Source organism: Mycobacterium shottsii, assembly GCF_010728525.1.
Taxonomy (GTDB): Bacteria; Actinomycetota; Actinomycetes; order Mycobacteriales; family Mycobacteriaceae; genus Mycobacterium; species Mycobacterium marinum.
In genome coordinates, this window is the sequence record NZ_AP022572.1 from 5,228,755 (window position 1) to 5,245,810 (window position 17,056).

The window sequence follows — 17,056 nt, forward strand, 5'->3', positions numbered from 1 at the left end:
AGCCGCGCACGACCGCCGCTGAGCTAGCGGTGACCTAGTTGGTTGGGGCGATACGTCCGGCCACGCAGGATCACCAAATCCGGCCGGTTAAGTATTGCAGCACCCCGACGGGGGTCTTCGGAAAAGCACACCAGGTCCGCCGACGCCCCGTGCTCTGCCGTGGGCCGGCCCAGCCAGCGCCGCGCCTCCCAGCACGCGGCACCCAGCGCCTCGGTGGCGCTCATTCCGATCTTCTTGAGGGCTTCGACTTCATCGGCGATCCGCCCGTGTTGGATCGTGCCGCCGGCGTCGGTGCCGGCGTAGATCGCAATCCCCGCCTCGCGCGCCGCCGCGACCCGGGGGTAGGTGCTCGCATACAGGTAGCGCATGTGGGCGGCGTAGGTCGGATAGCGGACGGCGGAATCGGCGATGCCGGGGAAGTTCTCGACGTTGATCAGCGTGGGGACCAGAGCGGTCCCGTGGTCGCGCATGAGCGAAATCGTGTCGTCGGTCAGGCCGGTGCCGTGCTCGATGCAGTCAATCCCGGCGTTGATCAATCCGGGCAGCGCATCCTCTCCGAAAACGTGCGCGGTGACCCTCGCACCGTTGGCGTGTGCCGCGTCGATGGCGGCTTTGAGTACCTCGTCGGACCACAGCGGGGCGAGATCGCCGATTTGGCGGTCGATCCAGTCCCCGACCAGCTTGATCCAGCCGTCGCCGCGGCGGGCTTGGGCGGCCACCGCGGCGGGCAACTCGGATTCGTCTTCGAGTTCTGCCGCGAATCCCGGAATGTAGCGTTTCGGTCTGGCCAGATGGCGGCCCGCGCGGATGATTCGCGGCAGGTCTTCGCGGTCGTCGAGGGGGCGGGTGTCGGTGGGTGCCCCGCAATCGCGCAGCAGCAGCGCCCCCGCGTCGCGTTCGGCTTCGGCTTGGGCGATGGCCTGGTCAAGCTCGATGGCACCGTGGTGGCCCAGCCCAACGTGGCAATGCGCGTCGACCAACCCGGGCAGAATCCAGCCGCCGTCGAAGACCGTGTCGGCGCCGCTGACCGGCTCCGTGCTGATGTGGCCGTCGACGATCCACAGCTCGACCGCAGTCTCGTCGGGCAGCCCCCGCCCCCGCACGTGCAGTCGCACGGCGGACTACTTCTTGCCCGGGAAATTCAGCTTGGACAGGTCGAAGTCGGCCAGGCCGGGCGGCAGCTCATCGAGCCCTTCGGGCATCTGCGACAGATCCGGGAATCCGGCCGGCATACCCGGCATGCCGAAGGGGCTTTTCACCTTCGGCGGAGTCGGACCGCGGGCGCCCCCCTTCTTGCCCTTCTTGCCGGCCTTGCCTTTTGCACCATTGCTTTTTCGGGTCGCGGATTTGCGCCCCATGCCGGGGATGCCCATGCCGCCGAGCATCGACGACATCATCTTGCGAGCTTCGAAGAAGCGGTCGACCAGCTGGTTGACCTCCGACACCGATACACCGGAGCCGTTGGCGATACGCAACCGACGCGACGCATTGATGATTTTGGGGTCGGCCCGTTCTTCGGGTGTCATACCGCGGATGATGGCCTGGATCCGATCCAGGTGCTTGTCGTCGACCTCGGCCAGCGCATCCTTCATCTGCGCACCACCGGGCAGCATGCCCAGCAGGTTGCCGATCGGGCCCATCTTGCGCACCGCGAGCATCTGCTCGAGGAAGTCTTCCAGGGTCAGTTCGCCGGCGCCGATCTTGGCGGCGGCTTGTTCGGCCTGCTCGGCGTCAAAGACCTGTTCGGCCTGTTCGATCAGGCTCAACACGTCGCCCATGCCCAGGATGCGACTGGCCATGCGATCCGGGTGGAAGACGTCGAAGTCCTCGAGCTTCTCCCCGGTTGACGCGAAAAGGATCGGAACGCCGGTCACTTCGCGGACCGACAACGCGGCACCACCGCGGGCATCGCCGTCGAGCTTGGTCAGGGCCACCCCGGTGAAGCCGACCCCTTCCCCGAATGCCTGGGCGGTGGCCACGGCGTCCTGGCCGATCATCGCGTCCAGGACGAACAGCACCTCGTCGGGGTTGATGGCCTTGCGGATGGCCGAGGCCTGGGCCATCAACTCCTCGTCGATGCCCAACCGGCCGGCGGTGTCCACGATGACGACGTCGAAATGCTTGGCCTGGGCTTCGGCCAGCCCCGCCGCGGCGACGGCTACCGGGTCGCCGGGGCCGGATTCGGGCGAGGCGCCCGGATGCGGCGCGAATACCGGCACCCCGGCCCGCTGGCCGACCATCTGCAGCTGGTTCACCGCGGCCGGTCGCTGCAGGTCACAGGCCACCAGCAGCGGCGTGTGGCCTTGGCCGCGAAGACGTGCGGCCAACTTGCCTGCCAGCGTCGTCTTGCCGGACCCCTGCAGACCGGCCAGCATCACCACGGTCGGCGGTGTCTTGGCGAAAACCAACTCGCGCGTCTGGCCGCCGAGGATGCCCACGAGCTCCTCGTTGACGATTTTGACAACCTGTTGCGCCGGGTTGAGGGCTCCGGATACCACGGCCCCACGGGCGCGTTCTTTGATCCGGTGGACAAAAGCCCGAACCACCGGCAACGAAACGTCGGCCTCGAGCAGGGCCAGCCGGATCTCACGGGCAGTGGCATCGATATCGGCGTCGGTGAGGCGGCCCTTGCCGCGCAGCCCCTGCAGGGCACCGGTCAACCGGTCGGACAGCGATTCAAACACGACCGCCAGCCTAATGCGTAATCATGGTGCGGCACTGTCGTGGCCCTTGGTCCGCTCGCCGGCGCGACAAATCCCGCCTTGCCACAGCGCGACCTCCCGCCGCGATTGAAAGCCCGCCGGAAAGGCTAACCAAGCCCCATGGTTGCGTTCCGAGTTATCGATCCGCACGGCGCGATCGTCGCGACGAAGAACTGCGACAGCGCCGAGGACGCACACACGTGGTTCACCGGCTCGGTTGCGGGCAGTTCCCGGCTGGGCTGGCGGTTGGAGGTCAACGACGGCGGCCAGTGGGCGTTCTTCGACGACACCGGCGGATTCACCGCGCCGGCAAGCCGCCACCGAGCGTCCGGGTAGCTCCCAACACCGCACCGACCGGTGTCGTGCACGTGCCGAAATGTGTTGTCATGCTAGATTTCACACTCGCCAAGTCGTCGACCGGTCGATGAAGACCGTCGTGAGCTGCGCCGCGAGGGCACCGCGCGGCAGCGACGCCGCGGATCCGGGGCTTGGCAGTGGCTCGATTGGTGAACGCCAGGCGCGGCCGAACAGCTACGGGGGGAGCAAGGTCGATGCAGTCGGTAAGCCCCGCCGAACCCATCATCGAGGGCACTCGACCGCTGCGCAGCTGGCAGCGCAGGGCGCTGGTGAAGTACCTGGGCACCCAGCCGCGTGATTTCCTGGCGGTGGCCACCCCCGGGTCCGGCAAGACGGCATTCGCCCTGCGGATCGCGGCCGAAGCGCTTGGTCAGCGGGCCGCAGAGCAGATCACGGTGGTGGTGCCGACCGAGCATCTCAAGACCCAGTGGGCGCAGGCGGGCGCTCGGCTGGGCCTCTCGCTGGACCCGAAGTTCAGCAACTCCAACGCCCAGACTTCGGCCGAGTATCACGGTGTGGTGGTCACCTATGCCCAGGTCGCAGCGCATCCGACGCTGCACCGGGTGCGCACCGAGCAGCGCAAGACCCTGGTCATCTTCGATGAGATCCACCACGGCGGCGATGCCAAGACCTGGGGCGACGCGATCCGGGAGGCGTTCAGCGACGCGTCGCGCCGGCTCGCGCTGACCGGGACGCCCTTCCGCAGCGACGACTCCCCCATCCCGTTCGTCAACTATGAGCCCGACGGGGAAGGTGTGTTGCGCTCCCAGGCCGACCACACCTACGGCTACGCGGAGGCCCTTGCCGACGGCGTGGTCCGGCCGGTGGTGTTCCTCGCCTACTCCGGGCAGGCCCGCTGGCGCGATAGCGCGGGCGAAGAGCACGAGGCGCGACTGGGCGAGCCACTGTCGGCCGAACAGACCGCACGGGCGTGGCGCACGGCGCTGGATCCGGCCGGCGAATGGATGCCCGCGGTGATCGCGGCCGCGGACCGGCGGCTGCGTCAGTTGCGCGAGCACGTGCCCGATGCCGGGGGCATGATCATCGCCTCCGACCGCACGGCGGCCCGCGCCTACGCCGCTTTGCTGCAGAAGATGACCGGGGAAACACCCACGGTCGTGCTCTCCGACGACCCCGGATCATCGGAACGGATCACGGAATTCTCCAACGGCACCAGCCGCTGGCTGGTCGCGGTGCGCATGGTGTCCGAAGGCGTCGACGTGCCCCGCCTGTCCGTGGGGATCTACGCCACCAGCGCTTCGACACCGTTGTTCTTCGCGCAGGCCATCGGCAGATTCGTCCGGTCCCGCCGACCGGGCGAAACCGCGAGCATTTTCCTGCCCTCGGTGCCCAACCTGTTGCAGTTGGCCAGCGAACTCGAGGCCCAGCGCAACCACGTTCTGGGCAAACCGCATCGCGAATCCATCGATGATCCGCTCGACGGCGATCCGGCCACCAAGACACAAGACGAGCAGGGCGATCTCGAGAAGGGCTTCACCTCGCTGGGAGCCGACGCCGAACTCGATCAGGTAATCTTCGACGGTTCCTCGTTCGGGACCGCCACCCCGGCGGGCAGCGACGAGGAAGCCGATTATCTGGGCATCCCCGGCCTGCTGGATGCCGATCAGATGCGCGCCTTGCTACACCGTCGCCAAGACGAACAACTGCAGAAGCGGGCCCAGCTGCAACAAGGGGTCACACAAGTCGGGACGCTGGCCGAGCCGGCCACCACCCACGGCCAGATCCGCGAGCTGCGCCGCGAGCTCAACACCCTCGTGTCGATAGCCCACCACCGGACCGGCAAGCCGCACGGATGGATCCACAACGAACTGCGGCGGCGCTGCGGTGGACCGCCGATCGCCGCGGCAACCCGCGACCAGCTCAAGGCGCGCATTGACGCGGTGCGCCAACTCAACGCCGAACATGGGTGAGGCCGGCCGGCCCACCGGTTCGCACGGCTAGTCGCCGACGGGCTCGTCGAGCAGCACGTCCGCGGACCCACCCAGCACGGCCGAGAGCTGTTGTTCCATCGCGGCCCGTGCTTGGGGCTCCTCGAGCCCGGCCGAAACCGTCACGCAGAACACGTCTGCGGCGGTCGACCCGAACGTGTTCACCTTGGCCCAGACGATGTCTGCGCCCGCCCGTTCCAGCGCGCGCGTCAGCAGCGCGAGCAGTCCCGGCCGGTCCATCGAACGAACTTCGAGCACCAACTGATCGGGGGCGGCGGAGTCGAGCCAAAGGATGCGCGGCGGCGCGGTCGAACGCGTGACCGGCACCCCCGCGACCACCTCACCGGCTCGCTGGGACGCGTTGCTGGTGGCCTCGCTGTCCCACTTTTCCACCATGGCCAGGGCGTCGATGTCGCCGCTGAGCGCGCCGACGAACTGCTGACGCAACAGGTCGGCGGCGGCCGGGGTGCCGAACAGCGGTGACACCACGAATTGGGTGATCGCGACGCCCTCGTGGCTGTTCACCCACGCCGAATGCACACCCAGCGAATTCAGCGCCAGCACCGCCGCCGCCTTGGACACCAACCCGGGCTTGTTCGGAGCGGCCATGACCACCTGGTACATGCGAGCACTCTCGCCGGGCGCGATCTCCACGTGCACTCCGTGGTCAGCCGACAGCGAAACATAGTGTGGCGCTTCGGGATCAGCACGCGGCAGCGGTTCGCCCGCCATCGCCAAGCGGCAGCGCGACACCAGGTCGTCGACCAGCGACGCCTTCCATTCACTCCACACACCCGGACCGGTCGCCTTCGAGTCCGCTTCGGTCAGCGCGCGCAGCACCTCGAGCAATTGCGGATCCCCGCCCAGGGCCTCCGACACCCGCGTGATGGTGCTGGGGTCATTCAGGTCGCTTCGGGTGGCCACGACCGGTAGCAACAAGTGGTGGCGGACCAGCTTGGACAGCAGATCGATGTCGGGGGCGGAAATGCCCAGCCGCTGACCGATCGCCACGACCATCTCGGCGCCGAGCACGCTGTGATCGGCTCCCCTGCCCTTGCCGATGTCGTGCAACAGCGCGCCGAGCGCAAGCAGGTCGGGCCTGGCCACCTGCGTGGTGAGCGGCGCCGCCTGCACGGCGGTCTCGATCAGATGGCGATCCACCGTCCATTTGTGGGCCACGTCGCGCGGCGGCAGGTCTCGGATCGCACCCCACTCCGGCAACAGGCGCCCCCATAGCCCGGTGCGATCGAGCGCTTCGATGGTCACCACCGCGGTGGGACCGGCAAGCAGCACCACCAGCAGGTCGTCGAGGACCTCTCGGGGCCACGGCGTCGGCAATTCCGCAGCGCTGTCGGCCAACCGGCGCAGCGTGGCGGCACCGATCGGCCACCCGGCGTGGGCCGCCGCGGCGGCCACCCGCAGTACCAGACCGGCATCTTGTTCGGGTTGGGCGTCGCGGGCCAGCACGATTTCGTTGGCACATTCGACCACGCCCTCGTCCAGCGGGCGCCGCTTGGGGCGCCGCCGCAGCGCTGAGATGCCGCGCCGGGGCAAGGCATTGCAGGCGGTCCGCAGCCCGCTTTCGGCGTGGTAGGCGATGGTGCGGCCAGCGCTGGACAGCATCCGGGCCAGGTCGAACCGATCGCCGAAATGCAGCGCCGCGCTGATGTCGTCGGCATGTTGAGCCAACAGCAGGTCGCGGCCACGGCCGGAGACCCGGTGCAACTCGGTACGCACATTGAGCAGGGTGAGGTATGCGGCATCCAGTGAACCCACCGGCATGTCGGGCGTGACCAGGCCGTGGCGATCGATGAGCTGGGCGATCGCCAGCGCGTCGAGCAACTGGACATCGCGCAGGCCACCGCGACCCGACTTCAGATCGGGCTCGGCGCGGTTGGCGACGCGCCCGCAGCGCAGCCAACGGTCGTGGGTCATGTCGACGAGTTCGTTCATCCGCGAACGGATTCCGCTGCGCCACTGGCGGCGTACGCCGTCGATCAAGCTCGCCGAGAGCTGTTGGTCCCCGACGATGTGGCGGGCTTCCAACATGCCCAGCGCGGCCGCCATGTCAGCACCGGCCACACCCAGGGCATCCGAGACGGTGCGCACACTGTGGTCCAGCCGAATGTTGGCGTCCCACAGTGGATACCACAGTGCGTCGGCGACATCGCCCAGTTCCTCGACGGGCTTGCCGTCGTGCAACAGCACCAGATCCAGATCCGAATACGGCAGCAGCTCGCGCCGGCCGAGCCCACCGACCCCGACGATCGCATAACCGCTGTCATCGGCGATCCCGATCTGCGCGGCCTTGGCGAGCAGCCAGGACTCATGCAGATCCAGCCACGCCTGCCGCAACTCGGCGGGATCCATGTCGCGATGATCATCGGACAACAACTGGCGCCGCGCGGCAGCCAAATCGCTTGCCGCGCGGACACTCCCCGGCTCCATGACCTCCGAATCAGATACCCCGGACGGGTCCGGCCGGTGCTGTCTCACGCCCGGCCGGCCCATCCGGATTCGTTGCGCAATGCGCGGCTATTCTCACAGCGCGTCAGGTCCGCGTTCACCCGTGCGTACTCGCACGATGGTGTCCACGGGGCTGACCCACACCTTGCCGTCGCCGATCTTTCCCGTACGCGCGGCCCGGACGATGCTGTCCACGACCTTGTCCACGATGGAGTCGTCGACCACGACCTCGATTCGGACCTTGGGCACGAAGTCCACCGAATATTCGGCGCCCCGGTAGAACTCGGTGTGCCCCTTTTGCCGCCCATAGCCCTGGATCTCGCTGACCGTCATTCCCAAGACTCCAGCTTCTTCGAGGCTGGTCTTGACGTCGTCGAGGGTGAACGGCTTTACGATCGCTGTGATCAGCTTCATTTCGGCTCCGCCTCCACTTTCTCGCCTACTCGCTCCTCTAGGCCGTTACGCGAATCCGCGACGATGCCGGGACGAGGTAGAACCGAACCGCTAGCGACCGCGAAGTCGTAGCCGTTCTCGGCGTGCTCAGCCTCGTCGATGCCCGCGGACTCCTGCTCCGGACCCAGACGCAACCCGATGGTGTACTTCAGGATCAAAGCAAGGATGAGCGTGAGTACACCAGAATAGATGAGAACGCTAGAGGCTCCGACAGCTTGTCGTACCAGCTGATCGAAGCCGCCGCCGTAGAACAGGCCCTTGGAGACACCCTCGACTCCGTTGATGGCCGGGCTCTCCGGGGCGGCCATCAGGCCCACCAGCAAGGTGCCGGCCAGACCACCGACCAGGTGCACGCCGACCACGTCGAGCGAGTCGTCGAATCCAAGTCTGAACTTCAATCCGACCGCCAGCGCACACAGCACCCCGGCTACCGCGCCGACCACCAGCGCGCCCAGCACGTTGACCGAAGAGCACGACGGGGTGATGGCAACCAACCCGGCGACAATGCCCGAGGCGGCACCCAGCGTGGTCGCCTTGCCGTCCCGGATTCGCTCGGTGAGCAGCCAGGCGAGCATCGCCGCGGCCGTAGCGACGGTGGTGGTGACGAACGTCGTGGCCGCGGTGCCGTTGGAGCTGGTCGCCGAACCGGCGTTGAACCCGTACCAGCCGAACCACAGCAGCCCCGCCCCGAGCATCACGAATGGCAGGTTGTGCGGCCGGAACAGTGTCGTGGGCCAACCGCGCCGCTTGCCCAGCACCAGCGCCAGCACCAAGCCGGCCACACCGGCGTTGATGTGGACCGCGGTTCCCCCCGCGAAGTCGATCGCGTGCAGCTTGTTGGCGATCCAGCCGCCGGTGGCAGCGGTGACGCCGTCGAACGAGAAGACCCAGTGCGCGACCGGGAAGTAGACGAAGGTCGCCCACAGTCCGGCGAACAGCAACCAGGCGCCGAACTTGAGCCGGTCAGCCACCGCCCCCGAGATCAATGCGACCGTGATGATGGCGAACATCAGCTGGAATGCCACAAACACCGTCATGGGCAGCGAACCGGCCAGCGGGATGTCCACCGCCGCGGTCTGCGTGGCGGGATCCGCGGGCGCCCCATTGCCCCCGATCAGCCCCTTCAACCCCAGGTATTCGGTCGGGTTTCCGGCGACGCCGCCCATGTCGTTGCCGAAAGCGACCGAGTAGCCGTAGAGCACCCACAGCACGGTCACAACGCCCATCGCGCTGATGCTCATCATGATCATGTTCAGCACGCTCTTGGCGCGCACCATGCCGCCATAGAAGAACGCCAGCCCCGGCGTCATCAGCAGCACGAGCGCCGAACTCGCCAGCATCCAGGCGGTGTCGCCGGTGTCGGGCACACCCATTATCGGGAAGTCACTCACTCGTTATCACCTCCAGTCAGCGTTGGGAGGGCCCCAGATTTGTTGACTGGTGACCTGATCCAGAACCATGCGCAGTAGTTGTTGCAGCAATGGTGCCGACGTGTTTCATCAGGATTAACGTAAAACTTGCTGTGGAGTAGCTTTCAGCCGAGCAGGGCGTCGACAAACGCGGCGGGTTCGAACGGCGCCAGGTCGTCGGGGCCTTCGCCGAGCCCAACCAGCTTCACCGGCACGCCGAGTTCCTGTTGAACACGAAAGACAATGCCGCCCTTGGCTGTTCCGTCCAGTTTTGTCAGCACCACCCCGGTGATGTCGACGACCTCGGCAAAGACCTTGGCCTGAGCCAGCCCGTTCTGCCCGATGGTGGCGTCGAGCACCAGCAACACCTCGTCGACGGCCGCGCGCCGGGTCACCACACGCTTCACTTTGCCCAGCTCATCCATCAGGCCGACCTTGGTGTGCAGCCGACCGGCGGTATCGATGAGGACGACGTCGGCGCCCGCGGCGACCCCCTTGTCGACGGCATCGAAGGCCACCGATGCCGGATCGGCGCCCTCAGCCCCGCTGACCACCTCCGCGCCCACCCGGGCCGCCCATGTCTGCAGCTGGGCCGCCGCCGCCGCGCGGAAGGTGTCTGCCGCACCCAGCACCACGCGCCGGCCATCGGCCACCAGCACCCGCGCCAGCTTGCCGACCGTGGTGGTTTTGCCGGTTCCGTTCACGCCGACCACCAGCAGCACCGACGGATGGTCCGGATGCGGCAACGCGCGGATCGAACGATCCATGTCGGGTTGCAGCGCCTCGATCAGGACATCACGAAACACCGCCCGGGCGTCATCCTCGCTACGGACATTGCCGCTGGCCAGCCGGCTGCGCAACTGTGACACCACCGCCTCGGTGACAACCGGCCCGAGGTCGGCGACCAACAGGGTGTCTTCGACGTCCTGCCAGGAGTCCTCGTCCAGGTCACCGCCACCGATCAGACCCAGCACGCTGCGACCGAGCGCGTTCTGTGACTTGGCGAGGCGTCCGCGCAGGCGCTCCAAGCGGCCTTCCGGCGGCTCGATGGCCTCAACTTCGGCAACCTCATGCGCTTCAGACACTTCGGGCGCCTCGGGTGCTTCAGGTGCCAGCGGCGGCCCCGGTTCCACGGCAACCGAGGCCGAGGTCTCGGGTTCGAACTCGACGTCTGGAAGATGCACCTCGGAGATGGTGCGTTTCGGTGCATCGCGCGGGACGGTCGCATCGTCCCCCACCGCGGGCAGACCGCTGGTGTCTATCCGATCGACCGGTTTGGTTGTCGTTGGAGTCTGGCTGAAAGCGATACCGGAAGATGCCGTGTAGCCGCCCGAACGATCGATAGTGTCGGATTTTGGCGCGGCCAACAGCTTGATCTGCCGGCGTCGGTACCGTAACAAGCCGACGACCAGCGCGCCGATGAGGACTAGGGCGGCGACGACCGCGATGGCGATCCAGAAACCTTCCGACACACTGACATCCTTCCAGGTCGGGGTATTCGCGCCGACAGGCCCCACCAAGCGGAATACGCATTATGGCGTCTAGAGGGCGAATCAGTGCTTGTCGTCGTGGGCCGAGCATCGCGAGTCCGCACGAATTGATCGCGAGCGGTCTTGGCCATTCGCACAAGACTGCACCGGTCACTATCCTGCGACGTCGCGGCGTGCGTGGTGTCTCGATCGCTGGCGAACCTGGCCCTGACGTGTCGCAGAGACCAGTCCACGACGCCGGGCGTCGCTGTCGCTCCTACCCGACACCATGGGTGCGGTGACGTGGCGGAACTTGATCTCCGAGGCAGTCTCAGGGGCGTCGTCACACGTGGCAATGAGGAAACGGTCCGGAAGCGCCAGCTTGGAGATGGTGCGGAAGGTGAGCAGGTACTGGCGGGCAAGCGGTCCGGTCGTATACGGAAGATCGTAGGTGGCGCATACCACCCGAACCCGTTGTGCTATCTGCGCGTAGCGGTTGCTCGGCAGATCCGGGAAAAGGTGGTGTTCGATCTGGTAGCAGAGGTTTCCGCTGAGGAACGCCAGCACCGGGCCAGCGCGAAAGTTCGCAGTACCCAGCATCTGCCGCAGATACCATTCGGGTTTCGTTTCGCCCTCCAGCGCGGCAGGGGTGAACTTCTCCGCTCCGTCCGGAAAGTGCCCGCACGCGATCACGATGTAGGCCCACAAATTTCGTAGCAGGTTCGCGGCGATGTTCCCCGTCAGGGCTCGGCGCCAACGTCGAAGACTGAGAGTGGGGAAGAACAAGTAGTCCTTGCCGGCTTGCCGAGCCATCTTGCGAATCAGCGCACGGGTATGGGCGGATTTCTCGGCGTCAGTTGCCGCGCGCTCATGTTCTGAGTGCAGGCCGTGCGCCGCAATGCCCCACTCGAACATTATTGCCAATAGTACGTTTCGCAAAGGTTGGTACAAATGACTCGGGCGCCACTTCTGGTCACGGGTGACTCGCAGAACGCCAAAACCGAGGTCGTCGTCCACACCAACAACGTTGGTGAACACATGGTGGCGATAGTTGTGGGAATACCGCCATTGGGACGAGACACCCGCCATATCCCACTCCCAGGTGCTGGAATGAATTTCGGGATCATTCATCCAATCCCATTGACCATGGCCGATGTTATGGCCGAGCTCCATATTCTCGATGCTCTTGGCCGCGGCGAGCGCGGTGACGCCCAGCAACCAACCGAACCTGCTGCGGCTGACGGCAATGGTGATGCGCGCGGCTATGTCGAGCAATCGCTGAAACGCGATGGTCCGCAGTATGTACGCCCTGTCCTTTTCGCCGCGCTCATCCTCGATGTCCCGGCGGATGGCCGCCAAGTCGGCTCCGAGAGCCTCGAGGTCGGCATCGCTCAGGTGTGCGAATTCCGCGACTTGCGTTATTGCCATAGATGTCTACCAATGTTCAGGCCAGACGGCGCCGCATCCTACTCGCCGGCCGGCGGACGTGTTACCAGGGCTTGGGCGTGACACCATCGGGTTCAGGGTCGTTCTTGGTGGTTGATTTGCCAGGGTTCGGATCGCTGTCTTGGAGTCGCCACTGGCCTGTGTAACACACGCCGCGCACCGGTATCGCCCGCCCGCTCCGCACGCTGTCCCACGGGTCGGGACCGTTCGGCGGGCCGGTCTCGCACTTCCCCGGTGCGGACACATTCTTCATGCTCGGTGCGCCTCTGTCGCAATACCACCGCGAGGACAACCACAATCATGCCCGCATCAATCACAGACAGGGCCATGCCCGCATCAATCACGGACAGGGCGATTGCCATGAGCAGTGTTCGCCGCAAACAGCGGTCAAAAGTGCCGCACGCACGCTGCCACCGTAGTGCTGTCCGAACGGTCGACCGGGTGGGCACATCGGTAGTAGGTACGCCGCCTCCCGACCGCGTGTCCCTTTGATCCCATGACGCTGGTTGCGAAGCTGCGGGAGGGGAAGAAGAAGGGGATTCAGGTCGGGGCATCAGCGGATGTCGCTTGCCTACTGCCGGCCAGTCAGTTCTGGCGGCAAAGGTTTCTTGCACTGTCACTCCCTACCTGTGGGCTCAACCTCGTTGAAGGGGAATCAAGGGGTCCTGTGAATCACCAACTTCAGCCCCCAACACCACCGTCGTTGTCTGGGAGTCACGTCCCTCGCAAACGCGGTTGTCGACGAGAAAGGCTGTACCGTCACGTCGACAGACCAATCTGCTTGCGGCCGGCCAGCCCATCGGGTCGATAGATAAAGCAGTCATGGCAAGTCCGGACCGTACGATCACCGGAGCGTCGGGTGTCGGAGCCAGTACTCCTGGAGTTCCGCAGCGGACGGCCGAACTCATCCCGGACAAGCTATTTCTCAGCTGCCACCGATGCTACACCCACCTCGCACCTCCCGGTGCTCGTTGATAATCTGCTGAGCCACATCAAATTTCCGGCTAACGGTGCAATCGGAGCCCATATCCAAGGATCGTTGCCGGGTGAGGCCCACCTCGCAGAGGCCACGCCGTGGATGACGTCGCCGGGGCCTTCGCGGATACTGGCCTTCGACGGGATGCCCAGCACAGGCAGGGGTATATGGCGGAGTTCACAGTCGGCACAGCGGCGGCGCGCGGGACCAGACGTTGACCTCAGCGGAGGACAACACCGATATCGCCGATCTGCAGGCCGGGATCGGCGCGCTGGCAGGGCTGGTCGCCGACAGTCTGGGATTGGCTGACTTACTGGCGCAGGTTGCGACGTACGCGGTCCGCGCGATTCCCGGCGCCGAGGGCGCCGGGGTGGCCCTGTTGCGGGTCGACCGAGTGGACAACATTGTCGAGGCATTCGCGGCTAGCGCCCCATTCGTCGCCGATATCGACAAGATCCAGTACGTGACCGTCAAGGACGGGCCCGGCATCACCACGGCAAACGAACGACGCACCGTGCGGTCGGGATCATTGGGCAGGGAGAAGATGTGGCCACGATTCGGCCCTCGGGTGGGGCGCTTGGGGGTGCACAGTGCACTGTCGCTGCCGCTGCTAGTGGCTGGACAGGTGATCGGGGCGATCAGTGTTTATGCACACGGCAAAGACGTCTTCGATGAGCGCGCAGCCGAACTCGGGAAAATGTTCGCAGCGCCCGCGGCGGTAGCGGTACACAACGCCCGGGTCCTCACGCAGGCGAAGGCCCTTACCGCCCAACTGCAGACAGCGCTCTTGACACGCCCAGTGATCGATCAAGCGATCGGCCTGGTATGGGGGCGGACCGGATGTAGCGCCGAGGAGGCGCTCACACAGCTGCGGGAGATCAGCCAAGCTGAACACCGCAAGATGGCTGAGGTGGCCCAACAGATTCTCGATGAAGCCGTACGCCGGGCACGTGCCCGGCGCTCCTGAGCTTCGGCAGGGCATGCTGGGAGCTCAGCACCGCGGCCCGAAGCGGCACGACCGCGATTCGCCAACCGACAGCTACCGACGCCGAGATCTGGACATTGAAGTCGAAAGCGCGAGAATGGAAATCACCAACCGCTCCGCTGCACTGGTCACTCGATCAGCTCAACCGATGGTCCTACCACCGAACGAGCATGACTGCCTGTTCGGGCCTCCGGGAAGCCACTTCCGACGTGTCGGCACCCTTGGGTCCTGATCTCGAATACCGTCGAAATTGTTTGCTTACTTGACATTTCTACGGTGGCAATCCCGCGCGCGACTGCGCGTGATGCATCAAGTCAAGATGCCTGCGAAACCTGGTTCATGCATCAGGTAAGGAATGCCCGCGAAATCGGGGTCAGGTGGTGGTCTTGCTTTTGATGCGGATGCCGGCTTTGAGGGCGGGTAGAGCGGCGGGTATGGCGGCGAGGTAGAGCTGTTCGGTCTTGTCTTTGGCGAGTCTGAGCAGGGCGGCTTGCAGGTCGGCGATCTGGCGGGCGATCGCGGCGGGGTTGAGGCTGTTGCGGTAGGTGAGCAGCTCTGTTTGTTGGGCCGCTGAGAGGACTCCGGCGGCCAGCAGCCGGTCCAGGGGTCTGGGGCTTGTCGTAGAGCCGGCGGCGGTGACCGTCGCGGCTGCAGCCGTAGCTGATGGGTTTGATGGTGGGGTCAGGTAGTTGAGCCGGTCGTTGACCAGGTGCCACAGCCGGTTGAGCACGGCGCGTTCTTCGTCGGTGTCGTAGCGGTAGTAGAACCCGTAGCGACGCACGAGGTGGTTGTTTTTGGACTCGATGGTGGCCTGGTCGTTCTTCTTGTAGGGCCGTGAGCGGGTGAAGAAGATCTCCATGTCCGCGGCCCACTTGATGACCGCCTTATTGAGGAATTCGGTGCCGTTGTCGAAGTCCAAACCCGTTACCTTATAGGGATTTTAGTAATTCCGGTTTTGAGGGCGCCCAGGATGTGGGGTGGGCGTTGTTGCGCACCGTGCGGGTGAACACCCAGCCGATGTGCATGTCGGTGAGGTTGACCGTGCGGGCGAACTCACCTTTCAGTGTCGGGCCGCAGTGCGCCACGGTGTCGCCTTCGAAGAACCCCGGAGATTCTTCGGCCTCATCGCCTGCTTTGCAGATGGTGATCGAGGACCGCAGCAGCGGGAGGGTTTCGTCGTCGACACACCCGAGATCTGGTCGCGGGCCTTGGCGCCGCGCAGGTAGCGGTCGATCGTGGCGCTGCTCATCGCCAACAGCTCGGCACGCACCGCCGGGCCGTAACGGTCACGGCCGTCCACCAGTTCGCCGTGGCGTTCTAGGGCGTGTCTGCTTAATGTGAATGGTGTTTTGGCTGATGCTGTTTGGGTGATGCGGACGCATGCGATTTCTGATGATTTGTGGTCGCTGATCGTGGCGGTGTTGCCTGCGGGCGGCGGCGTGGCCGGCCGTGGAACGATCATCGACGTACTCTGGAGGGCATTATCTGGCGTTACCGTACGGGATCTCCGTGGTGTGACCTGCCCGAGCACTTCGGTCCCTGGCAATCGGTGGCCGAGAGGCATCTACGCTGGTCGGTCGATGGCATCTACGCGCGGATCTTCGCGGCGATCGCCTCTGACCTCGACGCCGAGGACGCCGACCTGGGCGCACTGTTGTCGGTCGATTCGACCAGTGTGCGCGCCCACCAACACGCAGCCGGAGCGCGCCCGGGCGCCGCACAGGGGATCTGTCGAATTACAAGAAATATCTCGATGAGCCCGATGACCACGCCATTGGGCGTTCCCGCGGCGGGCTGACTACCAAGATCCACGCCTTGACCGACCAGCTGTGCAGTCCGGTCACCCTGGCACTGTCGGCCGGTCAAGCCGGTGATAATCCGATGCTTTGGCCACTGCTGGCCGCCCGGTGCAGCAACTCATACGCCCCGTATCGCCTGCTGGCAGACAAGGCGTACTCCCATGACTCGACGCGGGCACAGCTGCGCCGGCTCAAGATCGCCCATACCATCCCCGAGCGCAGCGACCAGATCACCCGCCGCAAAGCCAAAGGCCGCAACAGAGGACGGCCTCCGGGGTTCTCAGGCCGAATCTACAAGCACCGCAACACCGTCGAGCGAAGCTTCAACCGGCTCAAACACTGGCGCGCGGTCGCCACCCGCTACGACAAATACGCCCTGACCTACCTCGGCGGTGTCACCCTGGCCGCCATCATCACCTACCATCGCGTCCGCAATTAGCAGACAGGACCTAGAGCATCCAACTGAAGTGCCATGGAAGCGGCCAGGTACCGGCCGCACTGCCCGCCTGAGGCCGCCCACACCTTCTGCAACACCTTGAGCGCATCGTAGGAGTACTTCGGATTGCGTTGCCGGCGAATCCGTTTGGCGACCTGCCGACCCGCTCCCGGCGGCGCGGCCGCCGCCCTCAACCGCCGCCGGGCGTTGTCACGCGACCAGCCGGTGACCGCCACCACCTGATCCAGAATCTGCCCCTTGCCCGCCTTCGGCGCCCCCACATACGCCCTGGCGAACTTCGCGGTGATCTCGGCCCGAGACGACATCGACAGCCCACTTCCCATGCCTGCCGAGGATCGACCGTTTCGCGGGCATTTTTACGTGATGCACCGAGGGCGCTTCACGGGCATTTTTCGTGATGCTTGCCGCTGCGCTGACATGCCGCCGCAACAGGCGTGTACTGGAATTCTGATATAGGACGAGGTGTGACAATGATTGTCAGCATACATTTTTGCGTTTCGCTCGCTCACCCGGGTCATGAACCTGCACAGCCACGGTGTGCGTGATGGCGCCGCACTTGGTAATCATGCGCCTGCTGGCAGCAGTGGA

General features: G+C 65.6%; 14 protein-coding genes and 1 pseudogene. 4 read left to right on the top strand and 11 right to left on the bottom strand.

Going from position 1 to position 17,056, the window contains the following annotated elements; all coding sequences use genetic code 11:
* Positions 1 to 23: 23 nt before the first annotated feature.
* Positions 24 to 1,115 carry a metal-dependent hydrolase family protein gene (locus G6N41_RS24295; protein ID WP_198965899.1) on the bottom strand — a complete coding sequence of 364 codons (1,092 nt, stop codon included), beginning with the start codon at positions 1,113 to 1,115 and terminating at the stop codon, positions 24 to 26.
* A 6-nt stretch (positions 1,116 to 1,121) separates the two neighbouring features.
* On the bottom strand, positions 1,122 to 2,684 hold the full coding sequence (gene ffh, locus G6N41_RS24300; RefSeq protein ID WP_198965900.1) for a signal recognition particle protein: 1,563 nt from the start codon (positions 2,682 to 2,684) through the stop codon (positions 1,122 to 1,124).
* A gap of 138 nt (positions 2,685 to 2,822) precedes the next feature.
* Between ffh and G6N41_RS24305 the strand changes: the two genes are divergently transcribed.
* A complete protein-coding gene (locus G6N41_RS24305) occupies positions 2,823 to 3,038 on the top strand; it encodes a hypothetical protein (protein WP_011740092.1) in 216 nt (71 codons plus the stop codon).
* A gap of 215 nt (positions 3,039 to 3,253) precedes the next feature.
* Complete coding sequence (locus G6N41_RS24310; RefSeq protein ID WP_198965901.1) at positions 3,254 to 4,990, top strand: DEAD/DEAH box helicase; 1,737 nt, start codon at positions 3,254 to 3,256, stop codon at positions 4,988 to 4,990.
* Between the two features lie 27 nt (positions 4,991 to 5,017).
* Here G6N41_RS24310 and G6N41_RS24315 read toward each other — a convergent pair whose 3' ends face one another.
* From G6N41_RS24315 to G6N41_RS24335, 5 genes are all read right to left on the bottom strand, one after another.
* Positions 5,018 to 7,456 carry a [protein-PII] uridylyltransferase gene (locus G6N41_RS24315; RefSeq protein ID WP_198965902.1) on the bottom strand — a complete coding sequence of 813 codons (2,439 nt, stop codon included), beginning with the start codon at positions 7,454 to 7,456 and terminating at the stop codon, positions 5,018 to 5,020.
* Between the two features lie 93 nt (positions 7,457 to 7,549).
* The gene (gene glnB / locus G6N41_RS24320; protein WP_198965903.1) at positions 7,550 to 7,888 is read right to left on the bottom strand and encodes a nitrogen regulatory protein P-II; all 339 of its coding nucleotides are present in this window, start codon (positions 7,886 to 7,888) and stop codon (positions 7,550 to 7,552) included.
* Positions 7,885 to 9,318: an ammonium transporter gene (locus G6N41_RS24325; RefSeq protein ID WP_198965904.1), complete on the bottom strand. Its 1,434-nt coding sequence runs from the start codon at positions 9,316 to 9,318 to the stop codon at positions 7,885 to 7,887. Before G6N41_RS24325 ends, glnB begins: the two co-directional genes overlap by 4 nt.
* Positions 9,319 to 9,461: 143 nt before the next feature.
* Complete coding sequence (gene ftsY / locus G6N41_RS24330) at positions 9,462 to 10,808, bottom strand: signal recognition particle-docking protein FtsY (protein WP_198965905.1); 1,347 nt, start codon at positions 10,806 to 10,808, stop codon at positions 9,462 to 9,464.
* 171 nt (positions 10,809 to 10,979) lie between these two features.
* Positions 10,980 to 12,233, bottom strand: a complete 1,254-nt coding sequence (locus tag G6N41_RS24335) for a fatty acid desaturase family protein (RefSeq protein WP_038579230.1) — start codon at positions 12,231 to 12,233, stop codon at positions 10,980 to 10,982.
* A 1,208-nt stretch (positions 12,234 to 13,441) separates the two neighbouring features.
* Here G6N41_RS24335 and G6N41_RS24340 point away from each other — a divergent pair.
* Positions 13,442 to 14,194 (top strand): GAF and ANTAR domain-containing protein, encoded by a 753-nt coding sequence (locus tag G6N41_RS24340; protein ID WP_198965906.1) that lies wholly within the window; start codon positions 13,442 to 13,444, stop codon positions 14,192 to 14,194.
* Between the two features lie 391 nt (positions 14,195 to 14,585).
* On the opposite strand, the gene G6N41_RS24345 is transcribed toward G6N41_RS24340, so the two are convergent.
* From G6N41_RS24345 to G6N41_RS24355, 3 genes are read right to left on the bottom strand one after another with little or no spacing between them, the layout of a single operon-like run.
* Entirely contained in the window at positions 14,586 to 15,131 is a 546-nt protein-coding gene (locus tag G6N41_RS24345) for a hypothetical protein (protein WP_231608695.1), read from the bottom strand.
* A gap of 10 nt (positions 15,132 to 15,141) precedes the next feature.
* Positions 15,142 to 15,297 (bottom strand): hypothetical protein, encoded by a 156-nt coding sequence (locus G6N41_RS24350; RefSeq protein ID WP_198965232.1) that lies wholly within the window; start codon positions 15,295 to 15,297, stop codon positions 15,142 to 15,144.
* Positions 15,273 to 15,512, bottom strand: a complete 240-nt coding sequence (locus G6N41_RS24355; RefSeq protein WP_198913343.1) for a hypothetical protein — start codon at positions 15,510 to 15,512, stop codon at positions 15,273 to 15,275. The genes G6N41_RS24350 and G6N41_RS24355 overlap by 25 nt, the downstream gene beginning before the upstream one ends.
* A gap of 67 nt (positions 15,513 to 15,579) precedes the next feature.
* On the opposite strand from G6N41_RS24355, the pseudogene G6N41_RS24360 reads away from it, so the two are divergent.
* A pseudogene (locus G6N41_RS24360) lies at positions 15,580 to 16,450 on the top strand (IS5 family transposase).
* Here the strand turns inward: G6N41_RS24360 and G6N41_RS24365 are convergent.
* Complete coding sequence (locus G6N41_RS24365) at positions 16,447 to 16,773, bottom strand: hypothetical protein (protein ID WP_231608696.1); 327 nt, start codon at positions 16,771 to 16,773, stop codon at positions 16,447 to 16,449. The pseudogene G6N41_RS24360 and the gene G6N41_RS24365 sit on opposite strands and share 4 nt — an antisense overlap.
* Positions 16,774 to 17,056 lie beyond the last annotated feature (283 nt).

Bases quoted from the DNA above. Each gene is read 5' to 3' on its own strand.
- G6N41_RS24335 (WP_038579230.1), bottom strand. From the start codon at position 12,233: ATGGCAATAACGCAAGTCGCGGAATTCGCACACCTGAGCGATGCCGAC.
- G6N41_RS24315 (WP_198965902.1), bottom strand. From the start codon at position 7,456: ATGGAGCCGGGGAGTGTCCGCGCGGCAAGCGATTTGGCTGCCGCGCGG.
- G6N41_RS24365 (WP_231608696.1), bottom strand. From the start codon at position 16,773: ATGTCGTCTCGGGCCGAGATCACCGCGAAGTTCGCCAGGGCGTATGTG.
- glnB (WP_198965903.1), bottom strand. From the start codon at position 7,888: ATGAAGCTGATCACAGCGATCGTAAAGCCGTTCACCCTCGACGACGTC.
- G6N41_RS24305 (WP_011740092.1), top strand. From the start codon at position 2,823: ATGGTTGCGTTCCGAGTTATCGATCCGCACGGCGCGATCGTCGCGACG.
- G6N41_RS24310 (WP_198965901.1), top strand. From the start codon at position 3,254: ATGCAGTCGGTAAGCCCCGCCGAACCCATCATCGAGGGCACTCGACCG.